This is a genomic window from Coleofasciculus sp. F4-SAH-05 (assembly GCF_040222985.1).
In the GTDB taxonomy this organism is placed as follows: domain Bacteria; phylum Cyanobacteriota; class Cyanobacteriia; order Cyanobacteriales; family Coleofasciculaceae; genus Coleofasciculus; species Coleofasciculus chthonoplastes.
This window is the reverse complement of the sequence record NZ_JAVKBY010000218.1, coordinates 1-13033: the sequence shown is the minus strand read 5'-3', so window position 1 is coordinate 13033 and position 13033 is coordinate 1. Positions and strand designations below refer to the sequence as shown.

The following is a 13033-nucleotide window of genomic DNA, read 5'->3' as shown; positions in this document are numbered from 1 at the left end:
GTTGATAGTTCCGACAGTGCCAAAAACTAGCGTTCATTCTTGGGTGTCATGACCAAAAAAGCGTAGCCAACCTTGCCAGATGGTAGGTTACTCTTTTTTACGGCTGAGTCTGCACGCTCACCCCGCCTCCCCAAAATGTTTAGTTTTGGGTAGGTATGGGTAGACATTTACGAGCGGTTTGTCCTGATTTGCCCACTGTCGATTGGAAAAAAGGCTGTAGCAACTTGGACACGGAGATCTACAAGCGATGTGCAACAACATGAGGAAGTTTTCACCAGCATCCTATTTTAGGGGAGAACGTGAAAGCGTAGTCATTTTATCCAATCAATCAGCCAAGCGTCTTACGTTTGATGCTAAGGGCAACGATGACAATCGCGGCAGCGGTCGCTAAATGGTGATTCACCAGGTAAGCCGCTGAATTAAGCTTGAGCATCAAGCTAGATTTAACCCAGTTTGATTAAGTTATTCGGAGCAGATAGAGCAATTGAAGGTAAAGCCGAAACAGTAACCCAGCTTGAGAAGCTGGGTTTTCGCTTATCGGAAAGCCGATCAATTGAAATATGCACCCCTGCACCTCAGCCCCCGTTCCCCTGCTTCCCGACACCGGGCGGTCGGGAATTTTAATAAAATTTAACAATCGTCAAACAGTTGCGGTTATCATCCATGCGTGTATAACTGAGCTTATCGGCAATTTTTTGCATGATAGCCAATCCTCGCCCTCCTTCCGCCTGATCAGCAGGTAAGGACGACGGAGTTCGGAGCCGCCGTTCAAAATCAAAAGGCGCTCCACAGTCCCAGACCCGTATCTCTAGGCGTTGGGGCGATTGCCCCAGAATTACCTCAACCTCAATGGAAACACTGGGCGGCAGGTCTTTGTGGGCATATTTCACCGCGTTAGTGTATCCTTCCGCAAGCGCTAGTTTGCACTGTAACCAGAGTTTTGTTTCGATTGAGGAGGGGTGAAGCTCCCCAAACCAGGATAAAACCTGGTCTAACGCATTCAGGTCGGAAGGAAATTGCTTGCTAAATGTTTGAAGCTCTCTCAACTGCTCAAAGCCTTTCACATCAACGACATCAAATTCAGAATTAAAATGAACAGATACTCCCTGTGAAAAAATCCAGTCTACCCTAGATTTATCCCTTGCTCTACCATTTATGCACTGACCTTGCGATCTTTATCACTTTCTCATGAAAGTAACCATAGCTTCCTCGAGTCTTCCTTCTTGTTGTAAGCGCGTGCATCTGCAATCTCCTTGAGTGACTTGTATTATCTCGATGCCATGACCCAAATTCTAATTATTGATGACGACCCTGCCATTCAAATACTGCTGAAACGGACGCTTCATAACCAAGGTTATGACGTCACCATCGCTAGCAACGGCGAAGAGGGTCTTGAACTTGCGCGGCAGTTGCGTCCGGCGTTGGTCATTTGTGATTGGATTATGCCAAGGATGAACGGACTAGAAGTCTGTCGTCAAATTAAGGCAACCCCAGCACTATCAACCACTATGTTCATTTTGCTGACATCTCTCGGTTCCGTTGGGGATCGCGTGAAGGGACTGGATGCTGGGGCGGATGACTTTATCTGTAAGCCAATCGAAATCGCTGAGTTGCAGGCGCGAGTGCGTTCCGGCTTGAGATTGCATGAACTAAGCCGCGATTTGCAGCACCAAAAACAGTTGCTGGAAATGGAACTCGCAGAAGCGGCGGAGTACGTCCGTTCCATTCTGCCAGACCAGATGACTGAACCGCCTGTGACTATTGACTCTCGATTCATTCCCTCTCGGCAATTAGGAGGTGATGGCTTCGATTACTACTGGTTGGATTCAGAACACCTGGCAATTTATCTGTTAGATACGGCTGGGCATGGCTTGAGAGCCGCCTTACCAACGCTGTCGGTGTTAAATCTATTGAAAGCACGCACCCTGCCGAATATTAACTATTACCAACCCAGCGACGTTCTGCGAGGGTTAAACCAGACCTTTCAGATGACAGCACGCAACGATAAATACTTTACCATCTGGTATGGAGTCTATAATCGGACGAAGCGTCAACTTGTTTATGCCAGTGCTGGACATCCACCGGCTGTCTTATTCTCGGGTAAGCCATCATCTAGTCTGGAGGTCAATCTTTTGAAGACAACGGGACTGCCTGTGGGTATGCTGCTTGAGGCTGAGTATGCTGATGATAGCTGCGACGTCAGCGAATCCAGTTCCCTTTACATTTTCAGTGATGGGATTTACGAGATTCACCAACCCGATGGTAATATCTGGGGACTTGACTCATTCGTCAAACTTCTGGGTGAGTGTAGAATAGATAGCTCGTGTAATCTAAACTCGATCTTAGAGGGCGTTGACATATTAAATCCCAACGACTTTTTCGATGATGATTTGTCTTTGCTAGAAATTAACTTTGATTAGATGGGCTCCCCGACTTCCTAAGCTGGCGAAGGAACGGCTGACGTCGGGGTTTCCCGCCCTCAATCTGGGTTGACTCTCCCCTTTAAGGACAGGTCAGAAGGCAGAGGGGTCAACCTTGGTCGTGGTTGACCAATGGTATCCCTCAACTAAAACCTGCTCAAGATGCCACGCTCAATAAGCATTTTTGGCTCAACAAAACCTTGATATACCGTAGGGTGGGTTGAGCGAAGTCGAAACCCACCAGCATACCAGTCAGCGCCATTCGTATTAAATTTTGTAAATATCCCTAAAAGCCTTACACAAACGGAACAGTATAAAAGGGAGTCAAAATTCCCCAAACGGATTGGGTATTAGCCATAGAACCCCATATTTGGATAGAAGAATTGCCCGCCAAGGATTTGCATTCCTGGCGGGTTGTTAGTGACATCCTCCTACATTCAATCAAAGATTAGAATGTAGGCTTCCTTCAGTACAGCCTTTGGAACCATACCTCCAGCGTTTTATAGTGGGGATATGCTAAAGCCCACTTCTTGCTTATGCGCAAGGAAAATAGGAGCTTAATACTCTCCCTTCAGCACGGGGATTCTTACTGGGCTTCGCCAAATTGGGCTAACCTAGAGAATTATGCACTAGAAGAGACAGCCTCCTCAAACGCTTCTCGTGTGGGAAAGATTTCAAAGACCCGATCCATGCTTGTCAGTTCAAATAACATTTTGATCTGTTCGTTGACTGAGCAAACAAAGAGCTTTCCCCCAGCAGCACGAACGGTCTTAAGGGCAAGAACTAGCGCCCCTAAGCCCGAACTATCCATAAAGGTAACGTCTTGAAAATCAATCAATACGATGTCGGCATTTGATTGCACAAGGTCGCTAATCTCTTGACGAAATTGACCGGCTTTTGTGCCATCTAAGATACCAGAGGGTTGAACAACTTTAACCACAGGACTCATATACTACTTATGACTGCCGTTACAGAAATATCCAGACCTTGCCAGTATAGCCGCGACAATTCAAATCAGCCAAATTTTGGGACTGAGAAGAGATGTCGTTTTTAGGCAGTTTTTATCCTCTGGAGAGATTATAGAGATATCTCTCTTGAGTAACTTCATTCTGTTTTCCTTGGATCAGCTATCTGCATTGGTCAGGGATGGAATGTATCTCAACTTGGGTGGAGATACGTCACTCCTTACCGAGTCCAGCCGTATCCATCCGGATTTTTTCGGTAAGCACATTAACTTTGACGCTCCCTTGGCTAAAAGCGAGGGATTCTTGGGCTGAATATTGCCGTTCAGGTTTCCCTTACTGTGGTCTTATACACTCATGTCTACGGTATGCTCCGTACTCCTCAAGCGTGGATTACCGTCCGCCCGACGGTATGTACAGATATTACCATCTTTTCTGGCAATTCATCCCGTCACTAAAGGTGAAGGACTTCTTGCCGGATTCGATAAAATCTGGAGACTGTTGAGTGAGGTTTGAATGGATGACTTTGGACGTCCCAGGTAGCGGCAACCTTGATCTCAGGGGTAAATGACTTGGTAAGCTTCAGTAAGGATATTACTAAATTGGGCAATGACAGACCAAGTTTTGATTCTGGGAGGACGAGGACGTATCGGCAGCAATGTTATGCAAGATCTCATTGCCCATACCCCAGCACAAATTACGATTACAGGGCGTCACCGGACATCAAAGACAGCATTTTCGCCGCAGGTGCAGTTTCTCACCCTAGATTTAGCCGATCGCGATGGGTTGAGGCGGGCGATCGCGTCTCATAATCTGGTCATCCATTGTGCGGGTCCTTTTCTCTATCGAGACGCCTCGGTTCTCAAAACCTGCCTTGAGATGGGCGTAAATTATCTGGATGTGAGTGATAATCGCGCCTTTATTCACAAAGCCTTCGCCAGTCACGAAGCAGCAGGGGCGGCGGGTGTCACGGCGATTATCAATACTGGGGTTTTTCCGGGAATCTCCAATAGCATGGTGCGTCAGGCGGTTGAACAATTGGATCAGCCGGAAACCATTCACCTGAGTTATGGTGTAACCGGTTCCGGTGGGGCTGGCGTAACGGTGATGCGAACCACGTTTCTGGGGTTATTAGAACCCTTTGAGGCGTGGATTGATAACCAGTGGCGTCAGGTAAAACCCTATAGCGATCGCGAAACGGTTCATTTCCCCCAACCTTATGGCAAAGTCGGTGTCTACTGGTTTGATGTACCCGAAACCGTTACCCTTGTCAACTCCTTCCCCGTGAAAACCGTGATCACCAAGTTTGGCTCAATTCCCGATATTTATAACCACCTCACCTGGATCACCGCCCATCTGTTTCCCGCCGATTGGTTAAGGAAACCCGAAAATATCGAGTATCTGTCCCAACTCAGCTACCGTATGACCCAACTTAGCGATCGCATCAGTGGCATTGGAATTGCCATTCGCGCCCAAGTCACAGGTTACCAGGCTGGCAAACCTGTCACTGTTATCTCAACCTTGGTGCATGAAAATACGGCAGCAGCGGCTGGTGCAGGTACAGGCAGCATCGCCCAGTCTATCTTGGCAGGTCAACTCAGTAAACCGGGTATTTGGTCAGTTGAACAAGCGCTGACAACGGAATTATTTGAACAAGCGATGCAACGCCGAAATATCCAAATTTATTCGCAAACGACCCCACTGACCTAAAACTTGAACGTTATTTGTTAGAGTTGATATATTTTTGGAAACTTGCGGGGAAACGAATTATTCAATTTGTATTATTTTGCACCTAACAATATTTAGTTTTATTTTTTTGATTGATAGAACCAGAAAATGTTGGGCTTTTTCCGGAGTTTTAAGCTAAGCTTAGTATGGTTTAAAAGTATTACAGATGTAAAAATGAGTGTAAACTCTTGAGAGTTTCTTGATGTTTAGGCTTGGTTGTTAATCATACCTAAACATCAAGAAACTTATCGACTTACTTCTGTATAACTAAACACCTAGATAAATGAAGAACACATCTCATTAATCTATCCTAAAAGTAAGGAGCAAATATGTTAGAAATAAAACGCGATAAACTAGGACAACTCAGCAGCATTGAATCCTTCCGAGCGATTGTGGAAGGCATGACAGACGCTTTAGGAGACAAGGCTACAGCCGTAGCACTGACCTCTGCGGGTCGGAAGCACGGTAAGGAAGTTGCTGCAAAGTTGGGCTTCAACGGTTCCGAACAAAACTTAGAGGATGCCGCCAAACAAATCACGGAACTTTTGGGAGAAAAAGGTTCTCGTCTTTGTATCATTGATCGCATTGTTCGGGACGGTGATTCCATCAAAGTCTATGCCTTAGAAACCCTCTGTGCGATCGGTGGAACCGAGGAAAGTCCTCCCAAGTGTACCTTTACACTCGGTTTAGTCTGGGGAGTCTTAGGTGAACTACTCCAATCGAAACTGAAGGCAAGTCAAACGGAATCGGTACTCCGGGGTGACAGTTACGATTTGTTTGAGTTTACCATACTCACCTAATCTCTAAAAAGAGCGGCTTTTTATTTTCTTAAAGGATAATTTTAAAGGAAAAAAGCCGCCGTTAGTAGAGACGTAGCATACTACGCCTCTACATTATTTATTGGTATGTAGAAGCGGAAAAAGATAAGGTTTTTTCCAAAATTGTAGGGGCGCACATCGGTGCGCCCCTACAACCCGCAAAATCTATTCCCCAATTTTACACGCCACTATAGAAAACCCTCTTGCTACTGGCGTAAGATCTCAGTATGACCCGAATGCAACGGTTAAAACGTTAAAAGCATTCTGTCTCTGTTTAAGACAAATCCTTTCTTTTTGTACCAATCTACGATAAAAGGAGTCTTAGTTTTGATCGGAGTTAGACGTATTCCTTTAACGCCTTGGCATTTAAGTTGAGCGATGGCTTCGTTTAAAAGCTGATTTCCGAATCCTTTACCTCGACAGTTAGGCTTAACTTCGATGAGATTAATGACACCAAACCCATCGGGAGCGATGCTAAACACGATTTCCCCGACAATCTCGTTTTGGACGATTAATTCAAACATAATTCACCTTACCGCTGAATCGCGGCGTTGTATTAACCTGAGTTCGATGCCAAAGGCTGATAACGTAATGAGGTGGGATACAGGTTACAGGGTTTTCCGAAAAATGAACACCTGTAGCGACGCTGAACTCAGAGGTATTGGCTAAATTCAAGTGCGCTGCACTAGCTAGTTTTTCTACAAATCCTGGGCTGTATTGCTGAAGACACTCAAAATTCTTAGGATTGTCTCAGTTTTTGCCCTGATGGTTGATTTACTCTAATCAACCGATTTTAATGAGTCTTAGGACTATTCTTTTTTGAATAGATTCTCCTTAGCAAATCTGAAAGATGGTGTCAAGTTTTCGAGGCTAAATTCCATGATTCAGAGAAAAATAGAGAGTTGTTTTATCCTTTTTAACACATGTCTATATTATAGCTTACTTATTAGCTTATATGGGTTGAGTCCGTGTCAAGACTTGCCAAATGTATTGCATGTAATACAATTGAACAGAGAGAGAATCAAGTTGAATGGCACTGAAAATTTGCATTAGGGAATCACCGAAACCTTTGATATACCGTAGGGTGGGCATTGCCCACCAACATACCAGTCAGTGGCATTCTACTCAAGTTGCCAGTTCATCATTCTTAGTGCAAGCATCTTGACCACTTTTTATCGGCAAAAAAAAATATATAAGTTTCCGGATTGCATCAATTCAATCGGTATAGTATTCATAGAAACAGCAAGACAATATGTCTAAAGACAGCTAAATATCTATGATCAGGAATTTAGTATTATTCAATAAATTCTTGAATTAATGGCAATTTAACTGGCTATAATTTTCTTGCTAAATACCTTATTGGTTGATGAAGTGTTCCAACTATATGTTGTCAAAAATAAGGAGTCAACGTGTTAGAACTCAAACGAGATAAATTAGGACAATTCAGCAGTATTGAATCCTTCCGGGCGCTGGTTGAAGGGATGAGCGATGCCTTAGGTGAAAAAGCGACAGCCGTTGCTCTGACGGCGGCTGGTCGTAAGCATGGGCAAGAACTAGCGGGAAAGCTAGGGTTCAAAGGGACGACCCAAAACTTGGAAGATGCAACCAAGCAAATCGCCGAAGTTTTGGGTGAAGAGGGCGCTCGTTTGTGTATCATCGACAAGATTACGCAAGAGGGCGACACTGTCAAGGTTTACGCCACAGAAACCCTCTGCGCGATCGGCGGAACTGATGAAGAACCTCCTAAATGTACTTTTACCCTCGGTTTAGTTTGGGGCGTTTTAACCGAACTGCTTCAGCAAAAAATAAAGGGTTCACAAACAAAATCAGTCCTTCGAGGTGATTCTTACGACCTGTTCGAGTTTATTACTGTTGAGTAATTCGACAAAAAGCAGCTAAGAGGATTGCTCTGCTATCACACTCGGCAAATCTTCTCTTAGCCGCCATTTCATTTGCTCATCGTGAGCTGACTGGGTAGCCTTACCGTTTGGGCTAAAACCCAGAAGTAGGTAGCTATAACATCGAACCAGTCAGCCATGCTTGTCCTAGTTACATAACTTAACTTCATTGTCCTCTATTAACGTTAAGGAGAAACACAAAAATGGGAATCAATACTCAGAAACTGAGTCACCTGGTTCAGAATTTTGTCTCAACGACAACTGACGTGCTAGGTGCTGCAATTGTCACGCCGGATGGTTTACCCCTGGCGTCTAGCTTACCGGGTTCAGTGGCTGAAGAGCGTATCTCAGCAATGTCCGCCACCATGCTGTCTCTGGGTGAACGAATTTCCAAAGAACTCTTGGGAGGTCAAACCAGTCGCATTTTAGTCGAAGGTGATGACGGCTACAGCATTATGACCGATTGCGGTCCAGAAGCCGTTTTCATCGTTCTAGCTGGGAAAGATGCCAAACAAGGCGCTCTCTACTTAGATATAGGTCGAACTGTTACCCAGATTAAAGTCAGTTTGGACTAGTTCGGTAAGTCTCTTACCCACACCCTGACTTTTTCCAGGATACTGCTGGTCAATTAACTGGGGCGTCAGCCCCCTTCCCTAGCCCTCCCCTGCAAGGGGAGGGGCTTTCAGCATTGGTGTCAACTTAAGCCACAACCCTTGCCAATCATAATTTTCAGCGAGGGTGTCCCTGCTTCCCCTGCTTCCAGACGTTCCACCGGAACGTCTCTACATGGCTCCCCCTTCCGTGCAACACAAGCGAAGTATCCTTAAATTATGATGACAAATAATAAAAATATACATAAGCGAAATTGTATATCTGGAGACAAGACTAGAGATAACCACAATACTAATTTGAGTTAACCTCCGGACTTATCTGCTAACCCACGAAAAAAGGTAATGTCAGGAACGTTATGTCTTTTGTCCTTTGTCATTGGCAAAGGTTTGAGGCAGATTTAGTTTGTGTAGCCGTGTTAGTGTTAATACCGTAGGGTGGGCATTGCCCACCAGCTTTAAGTCAGTGACATTCATCCTAAATGTGCGTTGTATTCAGTTTATTTAAATGCTATGCTTTGCTTTTAATTTGGTATTTAAATAAAATGTGCTGCTTAATTTTATACATACAAGTTTCTTTACAAAAACAGCACAAAAAAATATGGACAAATATAAAGATTATTTGTTATTAATAAAGAAGATTAAAAATTCATGCTAGCAAGAGAAAACTATGACCTTATATGCTGATGCATTTATGCAAAAAATGGCAAAGCGTATTAGCTTTACCGATGAAGACAAAGCAATCCTCAAAACCAACGCGACTTGGGGCAAAGACATCGCTCCAGAAATGGCAAATCATTTCTATGCTTATTTGGGACGAGATCCAGAAATGAGCGAAATTTTGAATGCAAAAGAAGGACGAATGCATCGTCTGCGTGAAACCTTTACGCAATGGTTTTACGAAATGTTTACAGGTATAGATGATTGGGGTAATGCTTATGCCGATTGCCGCTGGCGAATTGGTCTAGTGCATGTGCAGATTGGCATTGGACCGCAACATGTGGTTCCAGCCATGGCAATTGTGGTTAATGCTGTAGGTCAAAAGCTAAAAGAGGCAGACAAAAATGAAGAATTACGGGATGCCCTCAGTCGAATTTGCATGATTGATCTGGTATTTATTGAACAAGCCTATATTGAAGTCACGTCAGCCGCCGTACTTCAAGAAACTGGCTGGACAGAAGGCTTATTCAAACGCCTCATTTCCACAGGTGCAGCTTCGATATAATTCAACACTTAACTGTATTAGCAATCTCTCAAATTTTAGCAGTAGTCAAACAATCAATTTCTCGTTTTAGCCACTCAACAAGCCAAACAAGGACTTTTGATGTTGGAAATAAAACGGACTATTGGTGACCTTAAGTCTATCTTGCTGTAAAGCAAAAAACAATCGTCAGGCACTATTTAAAAGGCTGTAATTAATTGCAAAATAATAGCAATAAATATCCTGACATTGCTCAACTATACCCTGAACAGCATTTTCTGTTTTTCCTTCCACATCAAACACCAAACGTATTCTTTGAGTTCAAGATAGTTGTGATTTAGTTTTTGGAGTTCTGTAGGTGACTAAAACAACTTTATGTAATAAGTATTTATGCTATCGTTATGCCACCTAATCAAACTAACAACAAAAAATGGTCAAATAAAGTTCATGAAAAATATACGTATAGTTATAACCGGAACTGTCGGAGCAGGTAAGTCTACTTTTGTACGTACAGCTAGTGAAATTGAGGTTGTAGAAATAGAACGTAAGGTTAGTAATTCGGAAAGAGAATTCTCATTTAAGGATAAAACTACTGTTGCGTTAGACTTTGGCAAATTGGTGTTAGATGCCAATAAAAACTTGCATATATATGGGACTCCCGGTCAAACCCGCTTTGATTTTATGTGGGATATTTTAATTAAAGGGGCTGATGCTTATATTCTACTGGTGAAAGCTAATCAAGCAGATAGTTTTTCCTACGCTAAAGATATTTTAGCTTTTATGAACGATCGCGTTCAAGTCCCGATGGTTATTGGTTTAACTCATACTGATTGTTCGGGGGCTATACCGACAGAAAAAATAGTCGAACATTTAGGCATTTTAAATGATAAACATCGTTCAGCTATTTTGCAGGTTAATCCTCGACTAAAAATTTCGGTTGTGACCGCACTAACGGTTTTAACAAATCAAGTTATTTAGATGAATTTATAAGCCAATTTCTAAGTTAAAAATATCTTTTATTGTAAAAGTATTTATCTTATATTTGACAAAACTTAAAAATATTTTTATAGATAAATATCTGAATGATATTTTTACTTGAGAAATAGTAAACAGAAGGTTAACTGATTACAATCAAATCAATACAACTAAGGAGATGAATATGGCAATTGCACAGAATGAACTACGTCAAGAACTTGGAGACTTTAGCAGTATTATTTGCCTCAAAGCCATTATTACTGGTGTTGAAGAAGCTTTAGGCGATAAAGCTACAGCAATTGCGCTCATTTCTGCGGGTCGTCAACGGGGCAAAATGTTAGCTAAAAAGCTTGACTTAGTGGACAAGGGCAAAGAAGTTTCTTTAGCAGATATGATCCAAAAAGTCCAATATGTCCTAGGGAAAGAGGGGACTCGTTTGTGCGTGGTTGACAAGATCACCCAGGAAGACGAAGGATATAAAGTCTATACTCACGAAACTGTTTGTTCAGCAGGTGAACCTCAAGGCTCGTCTCGGCAATGCACATTTACGATGGGGGCAATTCAAGGGTTTCTTGAAGCCTTTTTAGGTAAACGTTTACGGGGAACTCAGACTGAATCAACATTACGGGAAGGAACTCACGACGTTTTCGAGTACAAGATTTTAGGCGCTATCCAAAAATAATCTGGTTTTTGCAATTGGATTGTACGAGTACAAAATAGCGTCAATAAAATATAGCACTACGCATTCAGGTTAGGGCAATACAATTGGGTGAAAAGGCAACAGGCAATAGGCAACGGGCAACAGGAGAATGTTCTAACGTATCCTGGTAGTGCTATAAATACACAAAAAAGCTGAACATCGTCATGATTTGAGTAAAGGCGTTCTCTGAGAACGTCTCTACATGACGTTTGCACAAAGGAGATTATTGAATCAATTTAAGCAAAACGACGGCTATGGCAATTAATCCTTACAAATTAGGGCGTATTTTACAAACCTTTGTAAGCAATACCCCTGATGTGCAAGGTGCAGCAATGATTACTCCCGATGGTTTAACCCTAGCTGCTAGTTTGCCAGTTGATATGGATGATGAACGGGTATCGGCAATATCAGCAGCGATGTTATCTCTGGGTAAGCGGATTGGTAACGAACTGGCTCGGGGAACTATTGATCGCATTTCTGTGGAAGGTAATTATGGCTTAAGTATTTTAACCAGTTGCGGGGAAGATGCTGTTTTTCTGGTTTTAGCAAGTAAGGCAGCTAAACCGGGACTGTTGAAATTAGAAATTAAACAAACGATTACTCAATTCAATTTATTTTTGTCGTAAAAAAACGTTTAAAAATATTGCATTGATTCAGACATTAATTGCGCCAATAAATTTTATTTATTTTTTTGAAAATATAACCATGCATAGAGTTTATATATGCTTCATAAAAACATCATAGAAAACTACAGACATTTTTCTAATTATTTGCTAAAACAGAAGTAGGGATTATTACCTAAAACTAACCCTAAAAATTAGCTGTATAAAAATAATATTTTTATACAGCTAAACAAACTATCGGTGTCAGAATTTTTGGCATCAAATGAGGAAAATATTATGGCAATTGCACAGAATAAAATACGTCAAGAACTGGGAGACTTTAGCAGCATTGTTTGCTTGAAAGCAATCGTGGTTGGAGTTGAAGAAGCACTGGGCGAAAAAGCCGCCGCGATCGCGATGATTTCTGCGGGTCGCCAACGGGGTAAAAAGCTAGCCGAAGACCTGGATTTGGTGGGTAATGGTTCCTCGATGTCCCTGGAAGATGTGACGGTAAAAATGCAGGAAGCCTTGAGCAAAGAGGGAACTCGTTTGTGCGTCATTGACAAACTTATCCAAGAGGGTGATATCTACAAAGTTTATACTCACGAAACCGTTTGTTCAGCCGGTGAATCTCAAGGCTCATCCCGGCAATGTACATTCACCATGGGGGCAATTCAAGGATTTCTCGAAACATTTTTAGGTAAGCGCCTACGGGGAACTCAAACTGAATCCGTCTTACGGGGTGGCAATTTTGATCTATTAGAGTACGCCGCTCTTCCTGCAGTCAATCACTAAAAGGGTTCGAGTTTTCGTTCAGTATCTATCGCGATAAAGACTATTTGAAATTGAACAAGGAGTATGACAATGGCTATTAATGCTGAAAAACTGGGAATGATCATCAAAGACTTTGCTTCAGCCACCTCTGATGTTGAAGGAGCCGCAGTTGTCACGCCGGATGGTTTACCTCTGGCGACGACTTTACCCAGTGGTATGGATGACGAACGGGTTTCTGCGATGTCAGCGGCGATGCTTTCCTTAGGTGAACGGATTGGTAAAGAATTAGTTCGCGGTACAGTTGACCGGATCTATGTCGAGGGTGCAAAAGGCTTTAGTGTCTTGAC

General features: G+C 42.8%; 15 protein-coding genes and 1 pseudogene. 13 read left to right on the top strand and 3 right to left on the bottom strand.

What is annotated here, in order from left to right; genetic code table 11:
- Positions 1 to 620: 620 nt before the first annotated feature.
- Positions 621 to 1064 (bottom strand): ATP-binding protein, encoded by a 444-nt coding sequence (locus RIG27_RS27175; protein ID WP_446350282.1) that lies wholly within the window; start codon positions 1062 to 1064, stop codon positions 621 to 623.
- Positions 1065 to 1280: 216 nt separating this feature from the next.
- Here RIG27_RS27175 and RIG27_RS27170 point away from each other — a divergent pair, with 216 nt between their 5' ends.
- Positions 1281 to 2420, top strand: a complete 1140-nt coding sequence (locus tag RIG27_RS27170) for a PP2C family protein-serine/threonine phosphatase (RefSeq protein WP_446347645.1) — start codon at positions 1281 to 1283, stop codon at positions 2418 to 2420.
- Positions 2421 to 3042: 622 nt separating this feature from the next.
- Here the strand turns inward: RIG27_RS27170 and RIG27_RS27165 are convergent.
- Complete coding sequence (locus RIG27_RS27165) at positions 3043 to 3369, bottom strand: STAS domain-containing protein (RefSeq protein WP_006101943.1); 327 nt, start codon at positions 3367 to 3369, stop codon at positions 3043 to 3045.
- 145 nt (positions 3370 to 3514) lie between these two features.
- On the opposite strand from RIG27_RS27165, the gene RIG27_RS27160 reads away from it, so the two are divergent.
- From RIG27_RS27160 to RIG27_RS27150, 3 genes are all read left to right on the top strand, one after another.
- Positions 3515 to 3697 (top strand): hypothetical protein, encoded by a 183-nt coding sequence (locus RIG27_RS27160; RefSeq protein WP_446347647.1) that lies wholly within the window; start codon positions 3515 to 3517, stop codon positions 3695 to 3697.
- A gap of 294 nt (positions 3698 to 3991) precedes the next feature.
- On the top strand, positions 3992 to 5092 hold the full coding sequence (locus tag RIG27_RS27155; RefSeq protein WP_446350281.1) for a saccharopine dehydrogenase family protein: 1101 nt from the start codon (positions 3992 to 3994) through the stop codon (positions 5090 to 5092).
- Between the two features lie 347 nt (positions 5093 to 5439).
- Positions 5440 to 5910 (top strand): hydrocarbon-binding protein, encoded by a 471-nt coding sequence (locus RIG27_RS27150; protein WP_446350280.1) that lies wholly within the window; start codon positions 5440 to 5442, stop codon positions 5908 to 5910.
- Between the two features lie 263 nt (positions 5911 to 6173).
- Here RIG27_RS27150 and RIG27_RS27145 read toward each other — a convergent pair whose 3' ends face one another.
- Positions 6174 to 6452 (bottom strand): GNAT family N-acetyltransferase, encoded by a 279-nt coding sequence (locus RIG27_RS27145; protein ID WP_006102076.1) that lies wholly within the window; start codon positions 6450 to 6452, stop codon positions 6174 to 6176.
- Between the two features lie 885 nt (positions 6453 to 7337).
- Between RIG27_RS27145 and RIG27_RS27140 the strand changes: the two genes are divergently transcribed.
- The 9 genes and pseudogenes from RIG27_RS27140 to RIG27_RS27100 form a co-directional block, all read left to right on the top strand.
- A complete protein-coding gene (locus RIG27_RS27140; protein ID WP_446347652.1) occupies positions 7338 to 7808 on the top strand; it encodes a hydrocarbon-binding protein in 471 nt (156 codons plus the stop codon).
- A gap of 221 nt (positions 7809 to 8029) precedes the next feature.
- The gene (locus RIG27_RS27135; RefSeq protein WP_446347654.1) at positions 8030 to 8401 is read left to right on the top strand and encodes a roadblock/LC7 domain-containing protein; all 372 of its coding nucleotides are present in this window, start codon (positions 8030 to 8032) and stop codon (positions 8399 to 8401) included.
- Positions 8402 to 9104: 703 nt separating this feature from the next.
- Positions 9105 to 9659 carry a protoglobin domain-containing protein gene (locus RIG27_RS27130; protein ID WP_446350279.1) on the top strand — a complete coding sequence of 185 codons (555 nt, stop codon included), beginning with the start codon at positions 9105 to 9107 and terminating at the stop codon, positions 9657 to 9659.
- A gap of 57 nt (positions 9660 to 9716) precedes the next feature.
- Positions 9717 to 9809, top strand: a pseudogene (locus RIG27_RS27125) (roadblock/LC7 domain-containing protein); the annotation flags it as partial.
- Positions 9810 to 10082: 273 nt separating this feature from the next.
- Positions 10083 to 10613 carry a GTP-binding protein gene (locus tag RIG27_RS27120; protein ID WP_446350278.1) on the top strand — a complete coding sequence of 177 codons (531 nt, stop codon included), beginning with the start codon at positions 10083 to 10085 and terminating at the stop codon, positions 10611 to 10613.
- Positions 10614 to 10794: 181 nt separating this feature from the next.
- A complete protein-coding gene (locus RIG27_RS27115; RefSeq protein WP_446350277.1) occupies positions 10795 to 11292 on the top strand; it encodes a hypothetical protein in 498 nt (165 codons plus the stop codon).
- A gap of 272 nt (positions 11293 to 11564) precedes the next feature.
- Positions 11565 to 11936 carry a roadblock/LC7 domain-containing protein gene (locus RIG27_RS27110; RefSeq protein ID WP_446350276.1) on the top strand — a complete coding sequence of 124 codons (372 nt, stop codon included), beginning with the start codon at positions 11565 to 11567 and terminating at the stop codon, positions 11934 to 11936.
- Positions 11937 to 12209: 273 nt separating this feature from the next.
- Positions 12210 to 12707: a hypothetical protein gene (locus RIG27_RS27105; RefSeq protein WP_446350275.1), complete on the top strand. Its 498-nt coding sequence runs from the start codon at positions 12210 to 12212 to the stop codon at positions 12705 to 12707.
- 69 nt (positions 12708 to 12776) lie between these two features.
- On the top strand, positions 12777 to 13033 hold a 257-nt coding region (locus tag RIG27_RS27100), incomplete at its 3' end, for a roadblock/LC7 domain-containing protein (RefSeq protein ID WP_446350274.1).

Excerpts from the sequence above, each read along its gene's own strand:
- RIG27_RS27150 (WP_446350280.1), top strand. The coding sequence starts at position 5,440 with ATGTTAGAAATAAAACGCGATAAACTAGGACAACTCAGCAGCATTGAA.
- RIG27_RS27170 (WP_446347645.1), top strand. The coding sequence starts at position 1,281 with ATGACCCAAATTCTAATTATTGATGACGACCCTGCCATTCAAATACTG.
- RIG27_RS27165 (WP_006101943.1), bottom strand. The coding sequence starts at position 3,369 with ATGAGTCCTGTGGTTAAAGTTGTTCAACCCTCTGGTATCTTAGATGGC.
- RIG27_RS27120 (WP_446350278.1), top strand. The coding sequence starts at position 10,083 with ATGAAAAATATACGTATAGTTATAACCGGAACTGTCGGAGCAGGTAAG.
- RIG27_RS27110 (WP_446350276.1), top strand. The coding sequence starts at position 11,565 with ATGGCAATTAATCCTTACAAATTAGGGCGTATTTTACAAACCTTTGTA.
- RIG27_RS27105 (WP_446350275.1), top strand. The coding sequence starts at position 12,210 with ATGGCAATTGCACAGAATAAAATACGTCAAGAACTGGGAGACTTTAGC.
- RIG27_RS27145 (WP_006102076.1), bottom strand. The coding sequence starts at position 6,452 with ATGTTTGAATTAATCGTCCAAAACGAGATTGTCGGGGAAATCGTGTTT.
- RIG27_RS27135 (WP_446347654.1), top strand. The coding sequence starts at position 8,030 with ATGGGAATCAATACTCAGAAACTGAGTCACCTGGTTCAGAATTTTGTC.
- RIG27_RS27155 (WP_446350281.1), top strand. The coding sequence starts at position 3,992 with ATGACAGACCAAGTTTTGATTCTGGGAGGACGAGGACGTATCGGCAGC.
- RIG27_RS27115 (WP_446350277.1), top strand. The coding sequence starts at position 10,795 with ATGGCAATTGCACAGAATGAACTACGTCAAGAACTTGGAGACTTTAGC.
- RIG27_RS27130 (WP_446350279.1), top strand. The coding sequence starts at position 9,105 with ATGACCTTATATGCTGATGCATTTATGCAAAAAATGGCAAAGCGTATT.